Genomic DNA, 21,100 nt, shown 5'->3' with positions numbered 1-21,100 from the left:
TTTTCCTGCCTCGCAATTAAGCGTTGCCGGAGAAACTGGAGCGGGAAACGAGACTCGAACTCGCGACCCCGACCTTGGCAAGGTCGTGCTCTACCAACTGAGCTATTCCCGCATTGGCGTCCCCTAGGGGACTCGAACCCCTGTTACCGCCGTGAAAGGGCGGTGTCCTAGGCCACTAGACGAAGGGGACACGCTGCTGGCATTACTGCCTGCTTTCACTCCCTGCTGCGTTTCGCTGTGTGCTTTACGCTGCAAGTGGCGCGCATTCTATGGAGCCTTCGAACAGGCGTCAACCCTTTTATAGAAATTTATTTAAATCAATGACTTCGGCTATTCCACAGGGCGCCGAGAGTGCCCGGCGATGGATTGGCGTTGATTTTCTGACACGTCCGTCGCAAAGTGCCATCACTCGAGGAAAGCAGCAGCCGGCCGACACACTGCATCAAGGGCCGAGTGCGGCATCCTTCGCGGCACCGGCCGCTACAACTACACTCTTATTAAGCAACTTCTTGATGAGGCGCTAACGGTGACACCACTTCTGATCACTCTGCTCATCGTGGCGGGTATCGCGTTGCTGATCGTGATCGGCTACCTCAATAACGTGGTCGAAAACAGCAAGCTCGAACGTGCGCGGCTCAAGCTCGACCTTGCCGACCGGGTCCGGCGCTGTGGCGAAATCACCGAGACCTTCCCCGGGCAGTTCATGACTGCGCCTTTGAAACTGCTGTTGGCACGCCTGGAGCTGAACCTCACTCAACGGCAACTGGCGCTGGACAAGCACAACGCAGTGTTCAAGGCACGCATCGCCGAGCTCGAAGATCTGATAGCCCAAGGCGAGCGGATCCCGGTGAACAACCCGCCCTGCCCGATTCAGACCGAAGCCAAGGCCAAAGATGTGCGCTTTCTGCTCGAAGCGCTGCACACCCAGATCGTCAAGGCCACCCAGGACAACGTCCTGCCCAGCGCCGAAGGCAAACAGTGGGTACGGGAGATCCGCCACATCCTGGTGTTGTTGCACATCGAGTTTTTCAACAACCTCGGCCAACAGGCGTTGCAACAGGAACAACCTGGCCAGGCGCGGCTGGCCTTCGAGCGTGGGGTGCAGTATCTGCGCAAGCAGCCTGAGCCTAAACAGTACGAAGAACAGCTGACATACCTGGAAAAGCTGCTGGCACGCGCCAACGCTCAGGTGATGGACCAGATGGAGCCCGCCGAGAACGAGCAGAACGAACTGACCGAAGGGCTCAAGACCGACGAAGACGAAACCTGGAAAAAGCGCGTGATCTACGACTGACCTGGTCCGTCCTCTTTGCGGCTCAAGCCGCTCCCGCTGATCTTCGTGGGAGCGGCGAAAAGGCCGCCACTACCAGCACAGCCTTCAGCAGTCGGTCAGTTCCAGAAAGATCGCCGCCAGCTTTTCCAACCCAGCCTGATCGGCCTCACTGAATCGCGCAAGCTTCGGGCTGTCCAGGTCCAGCACGCCAATCAACCGCCCTTGTTTGATCAGCGGAATCACCAGCTCGCTGTTGGACGCGCTGTCGCAGGCGATATGCCCTGCAAACGCATGCACATCCTCCACCCGCTGGGTTTGCCGGGTGGCCGCAGCCGCGCCGCACACACCTTTGCCGAATGGGATGCGCACGCAAGCCACCTGGCCCTGGAAAGGCCCCAGCACCAGCTCTTCGCTGCGGTTGAGGTAAAACCCGGCCCAGTTCAGGTCATCCACCTGGTTATAGAGAAACGCCGAAAACTGTGCGGCATTGGCGATGAAGTCGCGCTCGTCGGCGAACAGCGCCTGCACTTGCGCCGCCAGCAAGTCGTAGCCGTCGAGGCCGGCGCCACTGGCATTGAGATCGATCATTTTTACTTTTGCTCCAGCAATTGCAGCCCCACCCAGTAGCGGGCGAACTGATAGGCACAGCGGCCATTACGGTTGCCGCGCCCGGTTGCCCAGCGCACGGCGAGAATTTCCAGGGCTTCGTCACGCTGCCAGGCAAGGCCTGCAGGACGGGCCAGTTGGCCGATCCAGTGCTCGACAACGTCGAGGAAGTGCTCCTGGGTGAAGGGGTAGAACGACAACCAGAGGCCAAAGCGATCGGACAGGGCAATCTTGTCTTCCACCGCTTCATTGGGGTGAAGCTCACCGTCGACCATCTTCCAGTTTTCGTTATCGCTCTGTTTTTCCGGCACTAGGTGCCGGCGGTTGGACGTTGCATACAGCAGCACGTTATCCGGTGCCTGCTCCAGCGACCCATCGAGCACGCTCTTGAGCACCCGGTAATCGCCCTCCCCGGCTTCGAACGACAAGTCGTCACAGAACAGGATAAAGCGTTGCGCCAGCTTGTGCAGTTGCTCTACCACACGTGGAAGATCGGCCAGGTGGTCGCGCTCGATCTCGATCAGGCGCAGCCCGGCACTTGCATGCTCAGCCAGCAAGGCGCGCACCAGCGACGACTTGCCGGTGCCACGCGAGCCCCACAGCAGAGCGTGGTTGGCAGGCAGGCCATTGATGAATTGGTGGGTGTTGCGCCCCAATTGATCGCGTTGCTTGTCGACGCCGATCAGGTCGCTCAGGCGGATGTCCAGGCTGACGTCCAGTGGCAACAGGTAGCCACTGCGCCCATCGCGCTGCCAGCGTGCGGCCAGCGTGGTGTTCCAGTCGATGTGCGGGCGCGGCGCTGGCAGCAAGGGTTCAAGACGCGCCAGCACCGATTCGGCACGTTCCAGGAAAGCATTCAAGCGAGCGTCCATGAGGACTCCTTGCAAGACAGGTGAGATTTAACGCTGAATGTGTGACAGACACGCCAGCAGCCGAGGTTGATCGGCTATGCTTGCGCAGCGCAAGGAACGGGAAACCGGCTCGGGACTCATGGATATCAAGTTCACCAATCGCCTGTCATACAAGCAAGCCCGGTTGACAGTCCTGGTCGGCTTCATCCTGGGTACATTGCTCAGTCTCATCCAGATCGGCATCGATTATGCCAGCGAAGACGCATCCATCAACCGCGAAGTTGGGGCGTTGTTGCAAATCAGCCACAATACAGCCTCACGCATTGCCTACAACATCGACTCGGAGCTTGCGCTGGAGCTGACCCGGGGCCTTTTGCAGTCACCGGCGGTGATCCGCGCGCGGCTGGTAGACAATAACGAAACGGTCCTGGCCGATGTCGAACGCCCCCGCCTGGAGGACCGCTACCGGCCGCTGAGCGACTTTCTGTTCGGCGAAAAGCGCCAGCTCAAGGCGCGCCTGTTCCTGACCCACATGCCCGATGAAACCCTCGGCACGCTGTACCTGGACGTTGACACCTATGCGTTCGGCAGCCGCTTCCTGGACCGCGCAGGGGTTACCCTACTCAACGGCTTCGCCCGCAGCCTGGTGCTGACCGGCATCCTTTTGGCGCTGTTCTACATGATGCTGACCAAGCCGTTGGTGACGCTAATCGGCGCCCTCAGCGGCCGCGACCCGCGCCAGCCTGGGCAAACCCGAGTGGATTGCCCACCAGGCCATGAATATGACGAAATCGGCGTGCTGGTCAAAGTAGCCAACCAGCAGTTCGTCAGCATGAGTACCGAAATCCAGCAGCGGCGCACAGCAGAAAACCGCCTGACCCAGTACCTCAACGAGCTTGAAGATATCGTGTCGGCACGCACCGAGGAACTGAAGGCCAGCAACGGCCGCCTCAGCCAGTCCAACCAGGAGCTGGAAGCGGCCCGCCAACGCGCCCTGGACATGGCGCAGGCGCGGGCCGCCTTCCTGGCCAACATGAGCCATGAGATCCGTACCCCGCTCAACGGCATGCTCGGCATGATCGCCCTGGCCCTGGACAGCCCGCTGGCCGGCGAGCAGCGCCAGCAACTGTCGATCGCCCACGATTCGGGCAAAGTGCTGGTGGAGTTGCTCAACGATATTCTCGACCTTTCCAAGTTCGATGCCGGGCAACTGGAACTGGAACGTATCCCCTTCGACATGGGTGCCATGGTCGAGGACACCGCTAACCTGCTGTCGCAAAATGCTGCACAGAGCGTCGAGCTGACATGCCTGATCGCAGGGGATTTCCCAAGCTCGGTACTGGGCGACCCCACGCGGGTGCGTCAGGTGGTCAGCAACCTGCTGTCCAACGCACTGAAGTTCACCCGCTTCGGCCGCGTGGACGTGCGCCTGACGCCGATTGTCGGCGGCGTTCGCTTGGAGGTAAGCGACACTGGTATCGGCATCCCTGAGGCCGCTCAGGCACGCATCTTCCAGCCTTTCACCCAGGCTGGCGCCGGCATCACCCGACAATATGGCGGCACCGGCCTGGGCCTGGCGCTGACCCGCAACCTGTGCCAAGCCATGCAGGGCCATCTGCACATTCACTCCGAGCCTGGCTTTGGCAGCCGCTTCAGTGCCGACCTGCCACTGCCTGCCCATACCGAGGCCATTGAGCCGCCGGCACTGAGCGGCAAGGTAGCTGCCCTCAGCGATGCCGGCAGTGGCCTGAGCGAGTTGCTGCAGAGCCTGCTGCCTGGCTGGGGCCTGGACTACCAACGGCACGACAGCAGCGCTGCGCTAGACAATGGCATCGACCTGTTGATCACTGACGACCTGCAGCAGTTGTTGCAACTGCGCCCGGCACTCAAGGCGCCGATCCTGCTGGTAACCGCCTACGGCAACTTCTTGCCCGGCGAGCAGTCGGCTCAACTGGCGCCCCTGCACCAACTGGCCCGCCCTCTGTCGCGCAACGCGCTGTACCAGACCTTGAGCCGAACCTTGCAGGGCCATGCCCCTGAGCATCCGCTGGCCACTCCACTACTGACCGCCGCTGAGGGTCGCGCACGCATCCTGTTGGTGGAAGACAACCCGGTCAATCAGCTGGTAGCCAAGGGCATGCTGGCCAAGCTCGGCTGCCAGGTGCAGCTCGCCACCCAAGGCGCCGAGGCACTGGAGTGGCTGGACCGGGAAGACTTCGACCTGGTGCTGATGGACTGCAACATGCCGGTTATGGACGGCTACGAGGCCAGCCGGCGCATCCGCCAGAGCGGGCGCTGGCCGCAGTTACCGATCGTCGCCCTGACGGCCAATGCCATGCCCGAGGAGCGCGAACGCTGCCGGGCGGCCGGCATGAACGATTACCTGGCCAAGCCGTTTCGCCGCGAGGAACTGCTGGCGCTGATCGACCACTGGGTACCGCTCAACGGCTGAGCAGGCGCTCGATGTCGGCTTCCAACGCCTGCGGCTTGGTGGTGGGTGCGTAGCGGGTAACCTTGCCGGTGGCTGGATCGAGGAGGAACTTGGTGAAGTTCCACTTGATCTTCTCAGTGCCCAACAGCCCTGGCGCACGCTGCTTGAGCGCAACGAACAGCGGATGGGCGCCTGGGCCATTGACCTCGACCTTGCGGAACAAAGGAAAACTCACGCCGAAGTTGGCTTCACAAAATTGCGCGATGTCCCGTGCATCGCCCGGCTCCTGCTTGCCGAACTGGTTGCAGGGAAAGCCCAGCACTACCAGCCCGCGCTCGCGATAATGCTGCCACAGCTGCTCCAGGCCTTTGTACTGCGGGGTGAAACCGCACTGGCTGGCGGTGTTGACCACCAGCAGCGCCTTGCCGGCGAAATCGCCGAGCTTTTTCTGCTCGCCGCCTAGGGTAACGCAGGGTATGTCCAGCATCGATGCGGCCATTCTCAGGCTCCTTTACAGGGTTCGAAGGTCAGGCACACCGAGTTGATGCAATAACGCAGGCCCGTTGGCGGAGGGCCATCGGGAAATACATGGCCCAGGTGAGCATCGCACTGGGCACAGGTGACCTCGGTGCGAATCATGCCGTGGGAGGTGTCACGGATCTCGATCATCGCGCTTTGCTCGATGGGCGCGTAAAAGCTCGGCCAGCCGCAGCCGGCATCGAATTTGGTCTGCGCATCGAACAGTGGCAGGTCACAGCACACGCAACGGTAGATACCCGCGCGGTGCTCACTGTTGTATTTGCCACTGAACGGCCGCTCGGTACCTTTGAGCCGGCAGACCTGATACTGCTCGGGGTCGAGCATTTCGCGCCATTGTTCAAGTGTCTTGTCGATCTTTTGCATGTGTGAACCTCGGCAGGCTGAATTTCACCTCGCGCCGTCTTTTCCGTAACGCGGGTGGCACGTATATTAGTTGGCTTCGTGCGCAAGGCCTCAAGTCTGGCACCCGCCCGCCGCCCTTTCAAACCTTTCGATGAGCGGGCGGTGGCGGCGCGTCTTCTCAATCGGGATCACATCATGCAGTTCAGCAAATCGAACAAGCTCGCCAATGTCTGCTACGACATTCGCGGCCCAGTGCTCAAGCACGCCAAACGCCTGGAGGAGGAAGGCCACCGCATCCTCAAGCTGAACATCGGTAACCCGGCACCGTTTGGCTTCGAAGCGCCGGACGAAATCCTTCAGGATGTGATCCGCAACCTGCCCACCGCCCAGGGCTACAGCGACTCCAAAGGCCTGTTCAGCGCGCGCAAAGCGGTGATGCAGTATTGCCAACAGAAGGAGATCGAGGGCGTCACCATCGAGGACATCTACCTGGGCAACGGTGTTTCCGAACTGATCGTGATGTCGATGCAGGCCCTGCTCAACAATGGCGACGAAGTTCTGATCCCGGCACCCGACTACCCGCTGTGGACCGCTGCGGTGAGCCTGGCCGGTGGTAAGCCGGTGCACTACCTGTGCGACGAGCAGGCCGACTGGTTCCCGGACCTTGAAGATATCAAAGCCAAAATCACACCGAACACCAAGGCCTTGGTGATCATCAACCCGAACAACCCGACCGGTGCTGTGTATTCCAAAGAGCTGCTGCTGGGCATGCTGGAGCTGGCCCGTCAGCACAACCTGGTGGTGTTCTCCGACGAGATCTACGACAAGATCCTCTACGACGAAGCGGTGCACATCAGCACCGCGTCGCTGGCTCCGGATCTGCTGTGCCTGACCTTCAACGGCCTGTCCAAGTCGTATCGGGTGGCCGGCTTCCGGTCTGGCTGGCTGATCATTTCCGGGCCCAAGCATCACGCCCAGAGCTATATCGAAGGCATCGACATGCTGGCCAACATGCGCCTATGCGCCAACGTACCGGCCCAGCACGCCATTCAGACAGCGCTTGGGGGTTATCAGAGCATCAACGACCTGGTACTGCCGCCGGGCCGCCTGCTGGAACAGCGCAACCGTACCTATGAGCTGCTCAACGATATTCCAGGTGTCAGCTGTGTGAAGCCCATGGGCGCGCTTTACGCCTTCCCGCGTATCGACCCGAAGGTGTGCCCGATCCTCAATGACGAGAAATTCGCCCTCGATTTGCTTCTGTCGGAAAAGCTGCTGATCGTTCAGGGCACTGCATTCAACTGGCCGTGGCCGGACCATTTCCGCGTGGTGACCTTGCCGCGGGTGGATGACCTGGAAGCCGCGATCGGCCGCATTGGCAATTTCCTGCGCACTTATTCCCAGTAGGCACCAACCTCTTCGCGGGTAAACCGGCTCCCACTTACAGCGCAGCCCTCAAGCACTGCGACAGCCGCTTGGGAGCCGGCTCTGCCGCGAATGGGCCGCACTGCCGCCCTGCCATGCTCAAAGGAAATTTCTTACATCCTGCAACGCTCTATCCCAGAGCCCGCGATGAATCCTCTGCCATACTGCGCCGTACACAGTTTGAAATAGTCGCCCGATTGAATCCAGGCGGCAGGCACCTTATATACCCCGCAGTAAGCAATGACTCATCCGTCAGGAGAACGTAACAACCATGATGCGCATTCTGTTGTTTGTAGCCACCAACCTTGCGGTGGTGCTGGTTGCAAGCATTACCCTGAGCCTGTTCGGCTTCAACGGGTTCATGGCCGCCAACGGGGTTGACCTCAACCTCAGCAGCCTGCTGGTATTCTGCGCCGTGTTCGGCTTCGCCGGCTCGCTGATTTCGCTGTTCATCTCCAAGTGGATGGCGAAAATGACCACCGGCACGCAGATCATCAGCCAGCCGCGCACCCGCCATGAACAATGGCTGCTGCAGACCGTCGAGGAGCTGTCACGCGAGGCCGGCATCAAAATGCCCGAGGTGGGTATTTTCCCGGCCTACGAGGCCAATGCCTTCGCCACCGGCTGGAACCGTAACGACGCCTTGGTGGCGGTGTCCCAGGGCCTGCTCGAGCGCTTCTCGCCCGATGAAGTGCGTGCCGTACTGGCCCATGAGATCGGCCACGTAGCCAACGGCGATATGGTCACCCTGGCGCTAGTGCAGGGCGTGGTGAACACCTTCGTGATGTTCTTCGCCCGTATCATCGGCAACTTCGTCGATAAAGTGATCTTCAAGAACGAAGAGGGCCAGGGTATCGCCTATTACGTGGCGACCATCGTTGCCGAGCTGGTTCTGGGCATCCTCGCCAGCATGATCGTCATGTGGTTCTCGCGCCGCCGCGAGTACCGTGCCGACGAAGCCGGCGCCCAGCTGGCCGGCACCGCCGCAATGATCGGTGCGTTGCAGCGCCTGCGTGTCGAGCAAGGGCTGCCGGTGCACATGCCTGACACTTTGAAGGCGTTCGGCATCAACGGTGGCCTCAAGCATGGCCTCGCGGGCCTGCTGATGAGCCACCCGCCGCTGGAAGAGCGTATCGAGGCTCTGCGTCGCCGCGGTTGACTCTTCACGGGCAGACAAGGGCGACTTCGGTCGCCCTTTTTTTCATCGCTACCTGCTGATCTGATAAACCCGCTCCACCAGGCTGCAAACCCCCGCCTGTGAAAACTTAGGGCTTTGCTCAATAAGCTCCACGGCCTTGAGCTCATCGACTTGCCACCCGGCCAAGCCCATTCGAACTTCTTCGTCACCTACCGAGAATGGCGGCCCGGCCAGCAGCGCCTGGTCGTAATCCAAAGTCACCAACAGCCCGCTGCAGCGGGCGGGCAGCGAACGCGACAACGCCTGCACGTACGCCAGACGCATGTGCACCGGCAGGGCAATCAGCGCCGCTCGGTCATAGAGCGCCACGCAATCAGCAAGGTCCTCTGGCTGAAGGGCAAAAAAATCGCCACACCACACCTCGACGTCGCCGTGGCGCCAGATCTCGAAGTCTCCCTTTTGCACAATTTTGGGCTCAAGCCCGTGCTCATGAAAAAACGCTGCCACCGCGCGCTGCGACAACTCCACACCCAGCACGCGATACCCCTGCCCCGCCAGCCAGGCCAGGTCCAGACTTTTACCGCACAGCGGCACCAGCACACGGCTGCCGTGGGCTAACTGCAGGTGTGGCCAGTACTGTTGCAAGTACGGGTTGACCTGCGCCTGGTGAAAGCCGATCTGGTTGTCGGCCCATCGCTGCTGCCAGAACGCTGGCTCCATGATCACTCCCAATATTTAGATGATTTACCGGTAAAACTTGATTTGGATTTCGATCGATAGCTGAACGAAGATGGTTGCATCTTAAACCTCAGGACCCTCACCATGCTGCCCAGCCTGTTCATTTCCCACGGTTCGCCCATGCTCGCCCTGCAACCTGGCGCCAGCGGGCCGGCCTTGGCTGCGCTGGCCAACGCCCTGCCAAAACCCAAGGCGATCGTGGTTGTCTCGGCGCACTGGGAGAGCCGTGAATTGCTGGTGACCAGCGCTGCACAGCCAGAAACCTGGCATGACTTCTACGGTTTTCCACCCGCACTTTACGCTGTGCAATACCCGGCACCTGGCGAGCCCGCCCTGGCCAGCCGCGTGGCCGAACGCCTACAGGCACGCCAGGACCTGCAACGACCATTCGATCACGGCACATGGGTGCCGCTGTCACTGATGTACCCAGATGCGAGCATCCCGGTGATTCAGGTATCGCTACCCAGCCAGTCGGGGCCGGACCTTCAGCTCAAGGTCGGCAAGGCGCTGGCTGAGTTGCGCCAGGAAGGTATTCTGCTGATTGGCTCTGGCAGCATCACGCACAACCTCGGTGAACTCGACTGGCACGCCGGGCCCGACGTGATCGAACCCTGGGCGCTGGCATTCCGGGACTGGGTTGTAGAGCGACTTAAGGCTAACGACCAGGCAGCGCTACTGGATTACCGCAAACAGGCGCCTTTTGCCGCTCGCAACCACCCCAGCGAGGAGCATCTGCTACCGCTGTTTTTCGCGCTAGGCGCTGGAGGCAAGTTCGGCATCGTGCACCAAGGCTTCACCCTGGGGGCGCTGGGCATGGACATCTATCGGTTCGACTGAGCCATGCCAGCGGCAATGCCATTGCGCTGAAAACACCAGAGGCAAAAAAAATCCCCGACCAATGTCGGGGATTTTTTTCGTGACAGGATCAGTCTTCGCGATAACGGCGCAGCTTCAGCTGCTTACCGGCAACACGAGTGTCCTTGAGCTTGGTCAGCAGACGCTCCAGACCATCTTCCGGCAGCTCGATCAGGCTGAAGCTGTCGCGTACCTGGATCCGGCCGATGGCATCACGAGCCAGGCCACCTTCGTTGAGGATCGCACCCAACAGGTTCTTGGCAGCGATACCGTCACGGGCACCCAAAGCGGTACGGCAGCGCACGCGGCCTTCGGCCAGCGGCATTGGCGCACGACGCTCGCGGTCACCACGCTCGCCACGCTCAGTGCGCTCGCCACGTTCGGTACGCTCGCCGCGCGGTGCGAAGCTTGGCACCAGCGGTTGCTCGCGCTCTACCGCAGCCAGGTCCAGCGCCTGACCATTGGTGGCCTTGCGCAGCAGGGCCGAAGCCAGGGCACGGGCACTGCAACCGAGGTCGGTAGTCAAGCGGTCGAACAGCTCGCCATGGGTGGCCTCGGCTTCGGCAACCAGCGGCGCCAGGCTCGAGGTGAGCTTCTTGATGCGGGCATCGAGCACAGCCTGGGCGTTCGGCAGGCGCGCCTCGGCCACCTTCTGCCCGGTCACACGCTCGATCACCTGCAGCATGCGACGCTCGCGCGGGGTGACCAGCAGCAGCGCACGGCCATCACGACCAGCACGACCGGTACGGCCGATACGGTGCACGTAGGACTCTGGGTCGTACGGCATGTCGACGTTGAACACGTGAGTGATACGCGGTACGTCCAGGCCACGGGCAGCGACGTCGGTGGCGACGACGATGTCCAGACGGCCGTCCTTGAGCGAGTCGATCACGCGCTCACGCTGGTTCTGGGCGATGTCGCCGTTCAGCGCGGCAGCCTTGTAGCCTTTGGCTTCCAGGGCGGCAGCCAGGTCCAGGGTGGCTTGCTTGGTACGCACGAAGGCGATCAGCGCGTCGAATTCCTCGACCTCCAGCAGACGCAGTACAGCCGGGATCTTCTGGTCAGCGTGGACCATCAGGTGGGCCTGGTCGATCGCGGTAACGGTCTGGGTCTTGCTCTGGATCTTGACGTGCTTGGGCTCACGCAGGTGGCGTTCGGCGATCGAGCGGATCGACGATGGCAGGGTCGCGGAGAACAATACGGTCTGACGGCTGGCCGGGATGGCGTCGAAGATCACTTCGAGGTCGTCCATGAAGCCCAGCTTGAGCATTTCGTCCGCCTCGTCCAGCACCAGGTACTGAACGGTGGAGAGGACTTTTTCGTCGCGGCGCAGGTGGTCGCACAGGCGGCCTGGGGTAGCGACGACGATTTGCGCACCGTTGCGAATGGCACGCAGCTGTGGGCCCATTGGGGCACCACCGTATACCGCCACTACATTAACGCCCGGCATCTGCTTGGCGTAGGTTTCGAAAGCGGTGGCTACTTGCAGCGCCAACTCACGGGTTGGCGCCAGGATCAGGGCTTGCGGCTCGCGCTTGCTCACATCGATCTTGTTGAGGATCGGCAGGGCGAAGGCAGCGGTCTTGCCGGTGCCAGTCTGCGCCTGGCCGATCATGTCGTGACCGGCGAGGATGATCGGGATCGATTGTTGCTGAATAGCGGACGGCTCTTCATAGCCGGTAGCCAGAACGGCAGCAACAATGTTCGGATTAAGATCGAGAGCGGCGAAGCCGCCGGTTTCCTGGGTCATGGGTCTGCCTCTAAGTGCATCCGCAAAGACCCATGCTGCAAAGCTGCACGTGCCTTGAAAGACCGGAACGGTCACCCAGGCAGCTTTGTCGGCGGGGATTTGCGAAAACGATTGAAAAAGAAAACTTTAGGAAGGTCCGCCTAGCGGACGTGCAGCCGAAGCTGGACTCGGGGGATTTGCACCACCTGATTTTGAGGCCCGCTAAAAGACCGGCGCGTACTATACCTGAAATACACCAGGGAGTGAGGAAATTTTTCTGGCCCTTCGGCCAGTATCTCGCCATCAATGCTTATTGACTGAATCGTTTTTGCATAAAGGCACCGCCTTGGCTTTTTCGCGGGTGAACCCGTTCTATTGGGTCCGCCCAGCCAGCTAGAAGCGGGTTGACCCGCGAAGAGGCCAGCACGGCCTTCAAGTGGCAGGCCGGATCTCGCGGATCAGGCCTTCCAGGCTATATCCCAACCGCGGCGCCAAGGCCTCGGCCCGCGCCCGCAGGCCGTCGATGTCCAGTGCTTGGTCCAGGTCTGCCGGCACCAGCAAGATCACATTGCCCTCCTTGACCGGCAGTTCCCAGTAGTGCCGATGGTACAATCCTCGCAGCAACGCGGCACCCAGCGGCTTGCCATCGTCAGTAGCCCACTGGTTGATCACCAGCCAGCCGCCCGGGTTGAGCTGCTTCTGGCAGTTTTCGAGAAAATTCCACGCCAGGTGCCCGACACCCGGCCCATGGTCGGTATACAGGTCGACGAAAAGCAGGTCGGCCTGCTCTGCGGTGGTCAGTAACTGCACGGCATCGCCAATGCGCACATAAAGGCGCGGGTCATCGTCCAGCCCCAGGTATTGCATGGCCAGGCGCGGCACGTCTGCACGCAACTCGATGGCCTCGATGTCCTCCAGCGGCAGAAATTTCATACACGCTTGAGTCAAGGTGCCAGCGCCCAGACCAAGAAACAGCGCGCTTTCCGGCTGCTCATGACATAGCGCGCCCACCAGCATGGCACGGGTGTAGTCGTATTCGAGCCAGCTTGGGTCTGCGGTGAACACACAGCTTTGCTCGATGGCGTCACCAAACTCGAGGAAGCGGTAATCGTCCACCTCGTACACGCTGATCACACCGAACGCATCCTCCACCCGGGCCAGCAGCTTTTCTTCCCGCTCCGTCGCCATTTACCTGCCACTCACCCGCGCAAAAACGCGCATTGTCCGCCAACACCCCGGATGCAACAAGCGCGGTGCCAACTGTTACCATGGCAGTCAGCCCAAACAGCCAATAATCGAGCCTGTGATGAACCGACCGTGGAGCCCTGACAGCTGGCGTGCCCTGCCGATCCAGCAGCAACCGACCTACCCCGATGCCGCGCACCTGCAGCGGGTCGAGCAGACCCTGGCCAGCTACCCACCGCTGGTATTCGCTGGCGAGGCCCGCGAGTTGCGCCGGCAGTTCACCGAGGTCACCGAGGGCCGCGCCTTCCTGTTGCAGGGCGGCGACTGCGCCGAAAGCTTTGCCGAGTTCTCGGCGGCCAAGATCCGCGACACCTTCAAGGTGCTGCTGCAGATGGCCATCGTGATGACATTCGCTGCTGGCTGCCCGGTGGTCAAGGTCGGCCGCATGGCCGGGCAGTTCGCCAAGCCGCGCTCAGCCGGTGATGAAACCATTGGCAACGTCACCCTGCCCGCCTACCGTGGCGATATCGTCAACGGCATCGGCTTTGACGAAAAAAGCCGCGTGCCGGACCCGGAGCGCCTGCTGCAGGCTTACCACCAGGCCACCGCCAGCCTGAACTTGCTGCGCGCCTTCGCCCAGGGTGGTTTTGCCGACCTGCATCAGGTGCATAAATGGAACCTGGACTTCATCGCCAACTCGGCGCTGGCCGACAAGTACCACCAGTTGGCCAACCGTATCGATGAAACCCTGGCTTTCATGCGCGCCTGCGGCCTGGACAGCGCGCCGCAGCTTCGCGAAACCAGTTTCTTCACAGCCCACGAAGCCTTGCTGCTCAATTATGAGGAAGCTTTCGTACGCCAGGACAGCCTGACCGGCGACTACTACGACTGCTCCGCGCACATGCTCTGGATTGGCGACCGCACCCGCCAGCTGGACGGGGCCCACGTCGAGTTTCTGCGTGGCGTGCACAACCCGATCGGGGTCAAGGTTGGCCCCAGCATGAACCCCGACGAGCTCATCCGCCTGATCGACACCCTCAACCCGGCCAACGACCCTGGTCGTCTCAACCTGATCGTGCGCATGGGCGCGGGCAAGGTAGGCGCGCACTTGCCTGGGCTGATCCGCACCGTCGAGCGCGAGGGGCGCAAGGTGCTGTGGAGCTGCGACCCGATGCACGGCAATACCATCAAAGCCAGCAGCGGCTACAAGACTCGGGACTTTGCGCAGATCCTCGATGAGGTGAAGCAGTTCTTCCAAGTGCACCATGCCGAAGGCAGCCATGCCGGCGGCATCCACATCGAAATGACTGGGCAGAACGTCACTGAGTGCATCGGTGGTGCTCGTCCGATCACCGAGGACGCTTTGTCCGACCGCTATCACACCCACTGCGACCCGCGTATGAACGCCGATCAGTCGTTGGAGCTGGCCTTCCTAATCGCAGAGACCCTCAAGCAGGTGCGGCGCTAAGCGCAAGCTGTGCAGTTGCCTCGCCGCTCAAGCCGCTCCTACCGATTAGCGCTCGCCGCAAAGCGTGCGCAGCGCTAGTAGGAGCGGGCTCACCGGCGAATCGCCCATTGCAGCCTTGGCCTATTTGCGCAGCGGGTCATCCCAGAAATGCCGCTCGGACTCTTGCTGGATGTCCGCTCGGCTCAAGCCCAGGTCATGCAGTGTCGCGTCACTCAGGCTGGCAAGCTCCTGGCGCTGGCGATAAAGCTGCACCCACCTGGCCGGGCGCTCAATGGCTACATGCCATAGGTGGGTCAGGGAAAAGGCAGGTTGCTGAATATTGCTGACATGACCTTTCATCGTGAAGCCCTCCGTGTTGATGGCTTCAGTCTCGGCTCAGGCTTAAGATCAATCCAACGAATGTTTCTGATGCAATGCATCTCGGAGATTGATGCAATGTCCCAATACCAGAGCCTCGACGCTGATGTACTGCGCACCTTCGTTGCGATTGCCGAGCAAGGTGGGTTCACCCGCGCCGGTGAGGTGGTCAACCGTACCCAATCGGCGGTCAGCATGCAGATGAAACGCCTGGAGGAGGACATTCTTCAGCGCCAGTTGTTCGAGCGCGATGGCCGCCAGGTGCGCCTGACTGCCGAGGGGCAGGTATTGCTGGGCTATGCCCGGCGCATTCTGAAACTGCACGGGGAGGTGTTCAACACGTTACGCATGCCGCACATGGTCGGCCTGGTGCGCATCGGCACGCCCGATGACTACGCCATGCGCTTTCTGCCAACCATTCTCTCCAGCTTCGCCCAGGCATACCCACTGGTTCAGGTAGAGGTGCATTGCGACTCGTCCCGGCAACTGCTGCTGCGCCAGGACCTGGATTTGACCATCGTCACCCGCGAGCCAGGCAACGAGGTTGGCCAATTGCTGCGTCAGGAGCGGCTGGTGTGGGCCGCTGCCGAGGGGTTTTACCCCCAGGAGCAGCGGCCGATCCCCTTGGCACTGTTCAACACCGACTGTTTCTGCCGCGCCTGGACCTGCAATGCTCTGGAAGCCCAAGGCATCGACTACCGCATCGCCTACACCAGCCCCAGCCTTGCCGCGATTTTTGCCATCGTCACCGCCGGCCTGGCGGTGACGGCGCAACTGCAGAGCCTGATTGGCGGCAACATTCGCATTCTGGGCGAAAGCGAGGGGCTACCCCAACTGCCGATGGCCAACGTGATGTTGCTGCGCAACAGCCAGAGCCAATCGCCAATCACCGATTGCATGGCCGACTACATCATCGAAGGGTTCATGTAAGCCCTACAGCTCGAAGCCCAGCATCACCGCACAAACCACCAGGAAGACACAGAACATCCCCCGCAGCACCTTCTCGGGCAATGCATGGGCCAGCTTGACCCCCCAGCTGATGCTCAGCAGGCCACCAATCGCCAAAGGGATGCCCACGTGCCAGTCCACACTGTGGTGCACCCCATAGGTCACCAGGGTAACCAACGTGCTCGGCGCCGCCAACGCCAGCGACAAGCCTTGAGCCACCACTTGGGTAGTACCGAACACGCTGGTCAGGATGGGCGTGGCCACCACCGCGCCGCCTACGCCGAACAGCCCGCCCATGGTGCCGGCGAAGCTGCCCAGTACTGCCAGCCACGGCCATGGGTAGCGCAACTCAGTGCTGGGCGGTGCGACCTTGAGGAACATTCGCAGCACGTTCCACACCGCCAGCGCGACCAGAAAACCGACAAAACCCAAGCGCATGGAATGGGCATCGATACCCACCGCCCAGATCGAGCCCAGCCAGGCGAACAAAAAGCTGCATAGAGAAAGCGGCAACGCGTGGCGCAATTCGATGCGGTTGCGCTGATGATAGCGCCACAGTGCCAGCAGCACGTTTGGCACCACCATCACCAACGCCGTGCCTTGAGCCAGTTGCTGATCAAGGCCAAACAGAACGCCCAGCGCCGGAATGGCGATCAGGCCACCACCAATGCCGAACAATCCCCCCATGGTGCCAAGGGCTGCGCCCAGCACGATATACATCAACCACTCGATCATCAGGGCCTCATCCGCCGGTTATCAATATGAGCATGCTAACGACTGCGTGCTGGCAGGGAAACGCACAGCAACGCACAATGGCTGTGCGTTCTTCGCAAAAGCACCGAGATCATGAGCCCCGATATTCTGACCGACCAATTGAGCCTGTTCCTCGACGTGTTGGAAACCGGCAGTTTTTCAGCAGCCGCACGCCGCCACCCGTTGACTCCCTCCGCCGTTGCCCGGCGCATCGACAGCCTGGAAAACGCTGTCGGCAGCCGCCTGTTCACCCGCAGCACCCATGCCGTACGCCCGACCCCTGCCGGCAATGCGTTCGCCGAGCGTGCCCGGCGCATCATCGAGGAGTTACGCCTGGCACGCGCCGAGGCAGTGTCGCTGAGCAGCGCCCCCGAAGGGTTGATCCGCATCGACGCCCCAGCCGCCTTCGGGCGCCGCCACCTGGCACCGGCGATCGCCGACTTTCTGGTGGCCTATCCGGGTTTGGACGTACAACTGCGGCTGATAGACAGCTTCGTCGACCTGCATGGCAGCCATCTGGGCGAAGTCGACCTGGTGCTGCGCGCCGGCCCACTGGCGGATACCCGGCTGGTCGCAACAACCCTGGCACCGATGGTGCGCATAGCTTGTGCCAGCCCGGGCTATCTGGCCAGCCGTGGCTTGCCCGCTTGCCCCAGCGAGCTGCCCGGCCACGACGGCCTCGACTGGGATGGCCTAGCACCACCGTTCGCCTGGCGCTTCGCAGTAGACGGCCAAGTGCGCCTCTACCGCCCGGCGCGCATGCGCATGGCGGCCAACAATGCCGAGACATTGTTATTCGGCGCGCTGGCAGGCTTGGGCATCGCCCACCTACCTACTTGGCTGATCAGCGAGTACCTGCTGCGTGGCGAACTGTTGCCTCTGTTCTGCGAAGCGGGGCTGCCAGCAGCCGAGAGCAGCGGCATTTATGCACTGCGCCTTGAACATGAAACGAACTCTCGCAGCCGTTTGCTGCTCGAATTTCTCAAGAGCCGCTTCAGCCCCATTCCACCCTGGGACCTGGCGCTGCGCAGCGAGCTGCGCTGGCAATGAGCGCCCCTACCTTGAGCGTGGTAGATTCCCCAATTGATGACATTCAAGGACCTGCATGAACGCCAACAACCAAGCCTCTTGTGACGAGCTGCTGCTGGACAACCAGGTCTGTTTCGCCCTGCACTCCACCTCGTTGCTGATGACCAAGGTGTACAAACCTCTGCTACAAGCGTTGGGTCTGACCTACCCGCAATATCTGGCCATGCTCGTTCTGTGGGAACAGGATGGCCTGACCGTCGGAGAGATCAGCCAGCGGCTTTTGACCGACCCAGGGTCACTCACCCCGTTGCTCAAACGCCTGGAAAGCGAAGGCCTGCTGCAGCGCAACCGCAGCCGCGAGGATGAACGGGTAGTGCTGGTGCAACTGACGGATAAAGGCCGGGCGTTGCAACAACAGGCACGGGAAGTACCACAGTGCATCCTCAAGGCCAGCGGCCGCAGCCTGGAGCGCCTCCAACAACTGCAAACCGAGCTGCTCGAGCTGCGCGAAAGCCTGCAGAAAAACCTCTGACGGCTAGGCTGTGTGTCGGGCATTCCGATGAATGGCAGGTTTTTATCTTGCACGCTAAATAATTGCGCGCTAATTTAAACCCTGTGTTCACCCGATGCCCCAGGATGCCCAGGGGCGCAAGCTCACTTAGCGAGGCTCAAAATGCAAAAGGTCACTGCGCTGTACATCGCACAAGCTACTTCCACCGGCGGTCGCGACGGCAAATCCCAGTCCAGCGACGGTAAGTTGCAGGTCAAGCTGAGCACCCCCAAAGAGCTCGGCGGCGCTGGCGGTGACGGCACCAACCCCGAGCAGTTGTTTGCCGCTGGTTATTCGGCCTGCTTCATCGGCGCACTGAAGTTCGTCGCCAGCCAGGATAAGAAGGCCCTGCCCGGCGAAACCTCCATCACTGCCAAGGTCGGTATCGGCCAGATCCCTGGAGGCTTCGGCCTGGACATCGACCTGCATATTGATCTGCCGGGCCTGGCACCGGCTGACGCCCAGGCACTGGTGGAAAAGGCGCACCAGGTTTGCCCGTACTCCAACGCTACCCGCGGCAACGTCGATGTACGGCTGCATGTGACCGTATAAATCGCAGGCAAAAAAAAACCCGGCCAAGGCCGGGTTTTTTTGCGTTACTCAAGAAATTACTTCTTGGAGCGACCTTTGAAGCTGTTGTCGCGAGTGTCGATGTCGATCCACTCGTCGATCTGGATGAAGTCAGCGACCGAGATCTCGGTACCGTTCTTCAGTTTGGCAGGCTTCATCACCTTGCCCGAGGTATCGCCACGTGCAGCGTTCTCGGTGTAGACAACCTGACGGCTGATGGTGGTCGGCAGTTCAACCGATACCAGGCGGCCTTCGAAGAACACCGCTTCACAGACGTCATCCATGCCTTCTTCGATGTACGGCAGAACGGCTTCGATGTCCTCGGCGTTCAGCTCGTACATGGTGTAGTCGGTGGTGTCCATGAAGGTGTATTCGTCACCGTTGATGAACGACAGGGTCGCTTCTTTGCGATCCAGGATCACGTCGTCCAGCTTGTCGTCTGCACCGTATACGGTTTCGGTCTTGTAGCCGGTCAGCAGGTTTTTCAGCTTGGTCTTCATGATCGCGCTGTTGCGACCCGACTTGGTGAACTCGGCTTTTTGAACCAGCCACGGGTCATTGTCGATCCGCAGTACGGTGCCGGGTTTCAGTTCTTTACCAGTTTTCATTACGAAGTATCCGAATCTGGATGGATTTATAAAAATCGAGGCCGCATATCATAGCCAATTTCGGTAAAACTGTACCAGCGCCTTGGCAAGGTCCGGCCGAGCGGCCTGGGCCGTGATCCAATCACGGGCGTGCTGCTGCAGTTCTGCCCAGTATTTACGGGCAGTCTGCCAGGCCGCGTGCATGTCGCGATCCATGTTCCAAGCGCGCCATAACGCCATCAGTGCGTCGGCCGCGGGGGCTGACAAGCCCTGTCGGTACAAGGCGAGGAAGGCTTCGAGCTTGTCCCAGTGGGCATTTTCATCCTGGACATAGATGTGCCATAGCATCGGCCGGCCAGCCCATTGGGCACGTACAAACGAATCTTCCCCGCGAACGGCGTTGAAATCACAGCTCCACAGCAGGCGATCATAATCGTCCTGGCTGACGAATGGCAAAATCTGTACCGTCAGGCTGGCGCACTGATACACCTGCCCAACTTGCAAGTGCGGCTCACCCAGCCAGGCACCCAGCTGACCGAGAATGCGCCCTTGCGGGACCAGTAGGTGAACCGGCTGAGTGTCTGCGCGCAGCGCATCGAGCCAACCGCCCAGCCGCTCATTTTCGTAGGCGAACAGCGACACCAGCAAAGCATCCGGCTGCGGCTGTACACCCAGCCCCTTGAGAAAGCCCGCACGTGCCTCGGCCGATCCCTCGAAAGCCTGCCTGCGCTGCAGCAAGTTAGCTTCACGCAACAGGCCACCTGTCTTGGCCGTGAACCCTGGGAAGAAAAATAGCTTGCGCAGGCCATTGGGCTGGGGCGAAGGCAAGCCATGGCAGCCCTCTACCCAATCCTCGGCGCTCAGGTATTCAAGGTTCAACCATAACACCGGCTGAGGGCGTGAGTGCATCGCATCGACGTAGGCTGCGGGCAACTGGCAGGCAAAGGCGCCGATCACCACGTCGGCAGGCACCACTGGCTGCCATTGCGCAGGCCAGGCGCGTACCTCGACCCCCTGCTGCCATTGCTGCAGCGCATCGGCATCGGCTTGCGGGCACAGCGGCACGAAGGCCCGCAGGTCATCTACCCACAGGCGCACCGCGACACCATGTTCGGCGACCAATTGCCGAGCCAGGCGCCAGGTCACCCCGATGTCGCCATAGTTGTCGACGACGGAGCAGAAAATATCCCAGGTGGTTTTCATGTGCCTGCCTTGCGCCGCGCAAAAAACGCGCATTTTGCGGATAAATGGCCACTTACAAAAGCACAGCGCGGAAAAAAGCCCAACCCATGCGACAATGCCCCACCACCCCGCTCCGCCAGGAGGCCCCATGCCGCGCCACCGTGAACTGACAATCACCCTCAAACCGCTGCAACTGGTTTTGTGTATAGCCTTGGGCTTATGGCTTGGCGCCGTGGCGATCGGCCTAAGCGTGGCGCTGGCCTTGCATCTGTGGCCCGAGCAGCTCGACCCGGAGCTACCGCCATCTGCCTATCGCGAGCCGGCTCCAGCGGCGGCGCCCAAGCAACCGGCCGATGCACAAACCGAGATGTTCGAGCGCTACAAGGACATCCTGCACAAACAGGAAGCTCAGCAGGCTGCTGAAGCCGCCCAGGGCAACCCGCGCAATCTCAACAGCCCCAAGTGTCAGTTCTGGCTTGCGCAGAATCGCACCGCGCCAACCGACAAAAGCCAGGCCAACGTGCTTGAGTTCTGCTACTGACC

Annotated in this window: 22 protein-coding genes and 2 tRNA genes; 11 read left to right on the top strand and 13 right to left on the bottom strand. The window is 61.1% G+C overall.

The features are described from left to right. Positions 1-36: 36 nt before the first annotated feature. Positions 37-112 (bottom strand) — tRNA-Gly (locus tag HU725_RS06765). Positions 113-114: 2 nt separating this feature from the next. Further along, a tRNA-Glu gene (locus HU725_RS06760) sits at positions 115-190 on the bottom strand. A 336-nt stretch (positions 191-526) separates the two neighbouring features. On the opposite strand from HU725_RS06760, the gene HU725_RS06755 reads away from it, so the two are divergent. Further along, a complete protein-coding gene (locus HU725_RS06755; protein WP_186476638.1) occupies positions 527-1,294 on the top strand; it encodes a hypothetical protein in 768 nt (255 codons plus the stop codon). 84 nt (positions 1,295-1,378) lie between these two features. On the opposite strand, the gene HU725_RS06750 is transcribed toward HU725_RS06755, so the two are convergent. Both HU725_RS06750 and HU725_RS06745 read right to left on the bottom strand, forming a co-directional pair. Next, positions 1,379-1,861, bottom strand: a complete 483-nt coding sequence (locus HU725_RS06750) for a GAF domain-containing protein (RefSeq protein WP_186476637.1) — start codon at positions 1,859-1,861, stop codon at positions 1,379-1,381. Between the two features lie 2 nt (positions 1,862-1,863). Then, the gene (locus tag HU725_RS06745) at positions 1,864-2,751 is read right to left on the bottom strand and encodes an ATP-binding protein (protein ID WP_060480271.1); all 888 of its coding nucleotides are present in this window, start codon (positions 2,749-2,751) and stop codon (positions 1,864-1,866) included. A gap of 76 nt (positions 2,752-2,827) precedes the next feature. On the opposite strand from HU725_RS06745, the gene HU725_RS06740 reads away from it, so the two are divergent. Further along, entirely contained in the window at positions 2,828-5,182 is a 2,355-nt protein-coding gene (locus HU725_RS06740; protein ID WP_186476636.1) for a hybrid sensor histidine kinase/response regulator, read from the top strand. On the opposite strand, the gene HU725_RS06735 is transcribed toward HU725_RS06740, so the two are convergent. Beyond that, the gene (locus HU725_RS06735; protein WP_186476635.1) at positions 5,172-5,660 is read right to left on the bottom strand and encodes a glutathione peroxidase; all 489 of its coding nucleotides are present in this window, start codon (positions 5,658-5,660) and stop codon (positions 5,172-5,174) included. The genes HU725_RS06740 and HU725_RS06735 overlap by 11 nt on opposite strands. A 2-nt stretch (positions 5,661-5,662) precedes the next feature. Next, positions 5,663-6,064 carry a peptide-methionine (R)-S-oxide reductase MsrB gene (msrB, locus tag HU725_RS06730; RefSeq protein ID WP_186476634.1) on the bottom strand — a complete coding sequence of 134 codons (402 nt, stop codon included), beginning with the start codon at positions 6,062-6,064 and terminating at the stop codon, positions 5,663-5,665. 174 nt (positions 6,065-6,238) lie between these two features. Between msrB and HU725_RS06725 the strand changes: the two genes are divergently transcribed. Both HU725_RS06725 and htpX read left to right on the top strand, forming a co-directional pair. After that, positions 6,239-7,450 (top strand): pyridoxal phosphate-dependent aminotransferase, encoded by a 1,212-nt coding sequence (locus HU725_RS06725; protein WP_012313392.1) that lies wholly within the window; start codon positions 6,239-6,241, stop codon positions 7,448-7,450. Positions 7,451-7,739: 289 nt separating this feature from the next. Then, positions 7,740-8,627: a protease HtpX gene (htpX, locus tag HU725_RS06720; protein ID WP_054903704.1), complete on the top strand. Its 888-nt coding sequence runs from the start codon at positions 7,740-7,742 to the stop codon at positions 8,625-8,627. Between the two features lie 48 nt (positions 8,628-8,675). On the opposite strand, the gene HU725_RS06715 is transcribed toward htpX, so the two are convergent. Further along, positions 8,676-9,326 carry a thiopurine S-methyltransferase gene (locus tag HU725_RS06715; RefSeq protein WP_186476633.1) on the bottom strand — a complete coding sequence of 217 codons (651 nt, stop codon included), beginning with the start codon at positions 9,324-9,326 and terminating at the stop codon, positions 8,676-8,678. A gap of 102 nt (positions 9,327-9,428) precedes the next feature. Between HU725_RS06715 and HU725_RS06710 the strand changes: the two genes are divergently transcribed. Next, positions 9,429-10,181 (top strand): DODA-type extradiol aromatic ring-opening family dioxygenase, encoded by a 753-nt coding sequence (locus HU725_RS06710; protein WP_186476632.1) that lies wholly within the window; start codon positions 9,429-9,431, stop codon positions 10,179-10,181. Positions 10,182-10,269: 88 nt separating this feature from the next. On the opposite strand, the gene HU725_RS06705 is transcribed toward HU725_RS06710, so the two are convergent. Together HU725_RS06705 and HU725_RS06700 are read right to left on the bottom strand one after the other, a co-directional pair. Continuing rightward, on the bottom strand, positions 10,270-11,949 hold the full coding sequence (locus HU725_RS06705) for a DEAD/DEAH box helicase (RefSeq protein ID WP_060480611.1): 1,680 nt from the start codon (positions 11,947-11,949) through the stop codon (positions 10,270-10,272). A gap of 411 nt (positions 11,950-12,360) precedes the next feature. Beyond that, positions 12,361-13,116, bottom strand: coding sequence for a spermidine synthase (locus HU725_RS06700; protein WP_186476631.1), 756 nt, complete (start codon positions 13,114-13,116; stop codon positions 12,361-12,363). A 118-nt stretch (positions 13,117-13,234) separates the two neighbouring features. Between HU725_RS06700 and HU725_RS06695 the strand changes: the two genes are divergently transcribed. Then, a complete protein-coding gene (locus tag HU725_RS06695; RefSeq protein WP_186476630.1) occupies positions 13,235-14,581 on the top strand; it encodes a class II 3-deoxy-7-phosphoheptulonate synthase in 1,347 nt (448 codons plus the stop codon). Between the two features lie 120 nt (positions 14,582-14,701). On the opposite strand, the gene HU725_RS06690 is transcribed toward HU725_RS06695, so the two are convergent. Beyond that, the gene (locus HU725_RS06690; RefSeq protein ID WP_060480608.1) at positions 14,702-14,920 is read right to left on the bottom strand and encodes a DUF1127 domain-containing protein; all 219 of its coding nucleotides are present in this window, start codon (positions 14,918-14,920) and stop codon (positions 14,702-14,704) included. 96 nt (positions 14,921-15,016) lie between these two features. Between HU725_RS06690 and HU725_RS06685 the strand changes: the two genes are divergently transcribed. Then, positions 15,017-15,868 (top strand): LysR substrate-binding domain-containing protein, encoded by an 852-nt coding sequence (locus HU725_RS06685; RefSeq protein WP_186476629.1) that lies wholly within the window; start codon positions 15,017-15,019, stop codon positions 15,866-15,868. A 3-nt stretch (positions 15,869-15,871) separates the two neighbouring features. Here HU725_RS06685 and HU725_RS06680 read toward each other — a convergent pair whose 3' ends face one another. Further along, positions 15,872-16,621 carry a sulfite exporter TauE/SafE family protein gene (locus HU725_RS06680; protein ID WP_186476628.1) on the bottom strand — a complete coding sequence of 250 codons (750 nt, stop codon included), beginning with the start codon at positions 16,619-16,621 and terminating at the stop codon, positions 15,872-15,874. Between the two features lie 111 nt (positions 16,622-16,732). Between HU725_RS06680 and HU725_RS06675 the strand changes: the two genes are divergently transcribed. The 3 genes from HU725_RS06675 to HU725_RS06665 all read left to right on the top strand — a co-directional run bounded on the left by HU725_RS06675 (position 16,733) and on the right by HU725_RS06665 (position 18,770). Then, on the top strand, positions 16,733-17,689 hold the full coding sequence (locus tag HU725_RS06675) for a LysR family transcriptional regulator (RefSeq protein ID WP_186476627.1): 957 nt from the start codon (positions 16,733-16,735) through the stop codon (positions 17,687-17,689). 55 nt (positions 17,690-17,744) lie between these two features. Further along, entirely contained in the window at positions 17,745-18,200 is a 456-nt protein-coding gene (locus HU725_RS06670) for a MarR family winged helix-turn-helix transcriptional regulator (protein WP_186476626.1), read from the top strand. 141 nt (positions 18,201-18,341) lie between these two features. After that, positions 18,342-18,770 carry an organic hydroperoxide resistance protein gene (locus tag HU725_RS06665; RefSeq protein ID WP_186476625.1) on the top strand — a complete coding sequence of 143 codons (429 nt, stop codon included), beginning with the start codon at positions 18,342-18,344 and terminating at the stop codon, positions 18,768-18,770. A 56-nt stretch (positions 18,771-18,826) separates the two neighbouring features. Here the strand turns inward: HU725_RS06665 and efp are convergent, their stop codons facing one another. Both efp and earP read right to left on the bottom strand, forming a co-directional pair. Next, on the bottom strand, positions 18,827-19,396 hold the full coding sequence (gene efp, locus HU725_RS06660) for an elongation factor P (RefSeq protein WP_186476624.1): 570 nt from the start codon (positions 19,394-19,396) through the stop codon (positions 18,827-18,829). Positions 19,397-19,444: 48 nt separating this feature from the next. Continuing rightward, positions 19,445-20,578, bottom strand: a complete 1,134-nt coding sequence (gene earP, locus HU725_RS06655; protein WP_186476623.1) for an elongation factor P maturation arginine rhamnosyltransferase EarP — start codon at positions 20,576-20,578, stop codon at positions 19,445-19,447. Between the two features lie 127 nt (positions 20,579-20,705). On the opposite strand from earP, the gene HU725_RS06650 reads away from it, so the two are divergent. Beyond that, positions 20,706-21,098, top strand: coding sequence for a hypothetical protein (locus HU725_RS06650; RefSeq protein WP_186476622.1), 393 nt, complete (start codon positions 20,706-20,708; stop codon positions 21,096-21,098). The last annotated feature ends 2 nt before the right edge of the window (positions 21,099-21,100 follow it).

The organism is Pseudomonas promysalinigenes (genome assembly GCF_014269025.2).
In the GTDB taxonomy this organism is placed as follows: Bacteria; Pseudomonadota; Gammaproteobacteria; order Pseudomonadales; family Pseudomonadaceae; genus Aquipseudomonas; species Aquipseudomonas promysalinigenes.
This window is presented reverse-complemented; position numbering and strand designations above follow the sequence as displayed.

Bases quoted from the DNA above. Each gene is read 5' to 3' on its own strand.
- HU725_RS06750 (WP_186476637.1), bottom strand. From the start codon at position 1,861: ATGATCGATCTCAATGCCAGTGGCGCCGGCCTCGACGGCTACGACTTG.
- HU725_RS06745 (WP_060480271.1), bottom strand. From the start codon at position 2,751: ATGGACGCTCGCTTGAATGCTTTCCTGGAACGTGCCGAATCGGTGCTG.
- HU725_RS06740 (WP_186476636.1), top strand. From the start codon at position 2,828: ATGCTTGCGCAGCGCAAGGAACGGGAAACCGGCTCGGGACTCATGGAT.
- HU725_RS06735 (WP_186476635.1), bottom strand. From the start codon at position 5,660: ATGGCCGCATCGATGCTGGACATACCCTGCGTTACCCTAGGCGGCGAG.
- msrB (WP_186476634.1), bottom strand. From the start codon at position 6,064: ATGCAAAAGATCGACAAGACACTTGAACAATGGCGCGAAATGCTCGAC.
- HU725_RS06725 (WP_012313392.1), top strand. From the start codon at position 6,239: ATGCAGTTCAGCAAATCGAACAAGCTCGCCAATGTCTGCTACGACATT.
- htpX (WP_054903704.1), top strand. From the start codon at position 7,740: ATGATGCGCATTCTGTTGTTTGTAGCCACCAACCTTGCGGTGGTGCTG.
- HU725_RS06715 (WP_186476633.1), bottom strand. From the start codon at position 9,326: ATGGAGCCAGCGTTCTGGCAGCAGCGATGGGCCGACAACCAGATCGGC.
- HU725_RS06710 (WP_186476632.1), top strand. From the start codon at position 9,429: ATGCTGCCCAGCCTGTTCATTTCCCACGGTTCGCCCATGCTCGCCCTG.
- HU725_RS06705 (WP_060480611.1), bottom strand. From the start codon at position 11,949: ATGACCCAGGAAACCGGCGGCTTCGCCGCTCTCGATCTTAATCCGAAC.
- HU725_RS06700 (WP_186476631.1), bottom strand. From the start codon at position 13,116: ATGGCGACGGAGCGGGAAGAAAAGCTGCTGGCCCGGGTGGAGGATGCG.
- HU725_RS06695 (WP_186476630.1), top strand. From the start codon at position 13,235: ATGAACCGACCGTGGAGCCCTGACAGCTGGCGTGCCCTGCCGATCCAG.
- HU725_RS06690 (WP_060480608.1), bottom strand. From the start codon at position 14,920: ATGAAAGGTCATGTCAGCAATATTCAGCAACCTGCCTTTTCCCTGACC.
- HU725_RS06685 (WP_186476629.1), top strand. From the start codon at position 15,017: ATGTCCCAATACCAGAGCCTCGACGCTGATGTACTGCGCACCTTCGTT.
- HU725_RS06680 (WP_186476628.1), bottom strand. From the start codon at position 16,621: ATGATCGAGTGGTTGATGTATATCGTGCTGGGCGCAGCCCTTGGCACC.
- HU725_RS06675 (WP_186476627.1), top strand. From the start codon at position 16,733: ATGAGCCCCGATATTCTGACCGACCAATTGAGCCTGTTCCTCGACGTG.
- HU725_RS06670 (WP_186476626.1), top strand. From the start codon at position 17,745: ATGAACGCCAACAACCAAGCCTCTTGTGACGAGCTGCTGCTGGACAAC.
- HU725_RS06665 (WP_186476625.1), top strand. From the start codon at position 18,342: ATGCAAAAGGTCACTGCGCTGTACATCGCACAAGCTACTTCCACCGGC.
- efp (WP_186476624.1), bottom strand. From the start codon at position 19,396: ATGAAAACTGGTAAAGAACTGAAACCCGGCACCGTACTGCGGATCGAC.
- earP (WP_186476623.1), bottom strand. From the start codon at position 20,578: ATGAAAACCACCTGGGATATTTTCTGCTCCGTCGTCGACAACTATGGC.
- HU725_RS06650 (WP_186476622.1), top strand. From the start codon at position 20,706: ATGCCGCGCCACCGTGAACTGACAATCACCCTCAAACCGCTGCAACTG.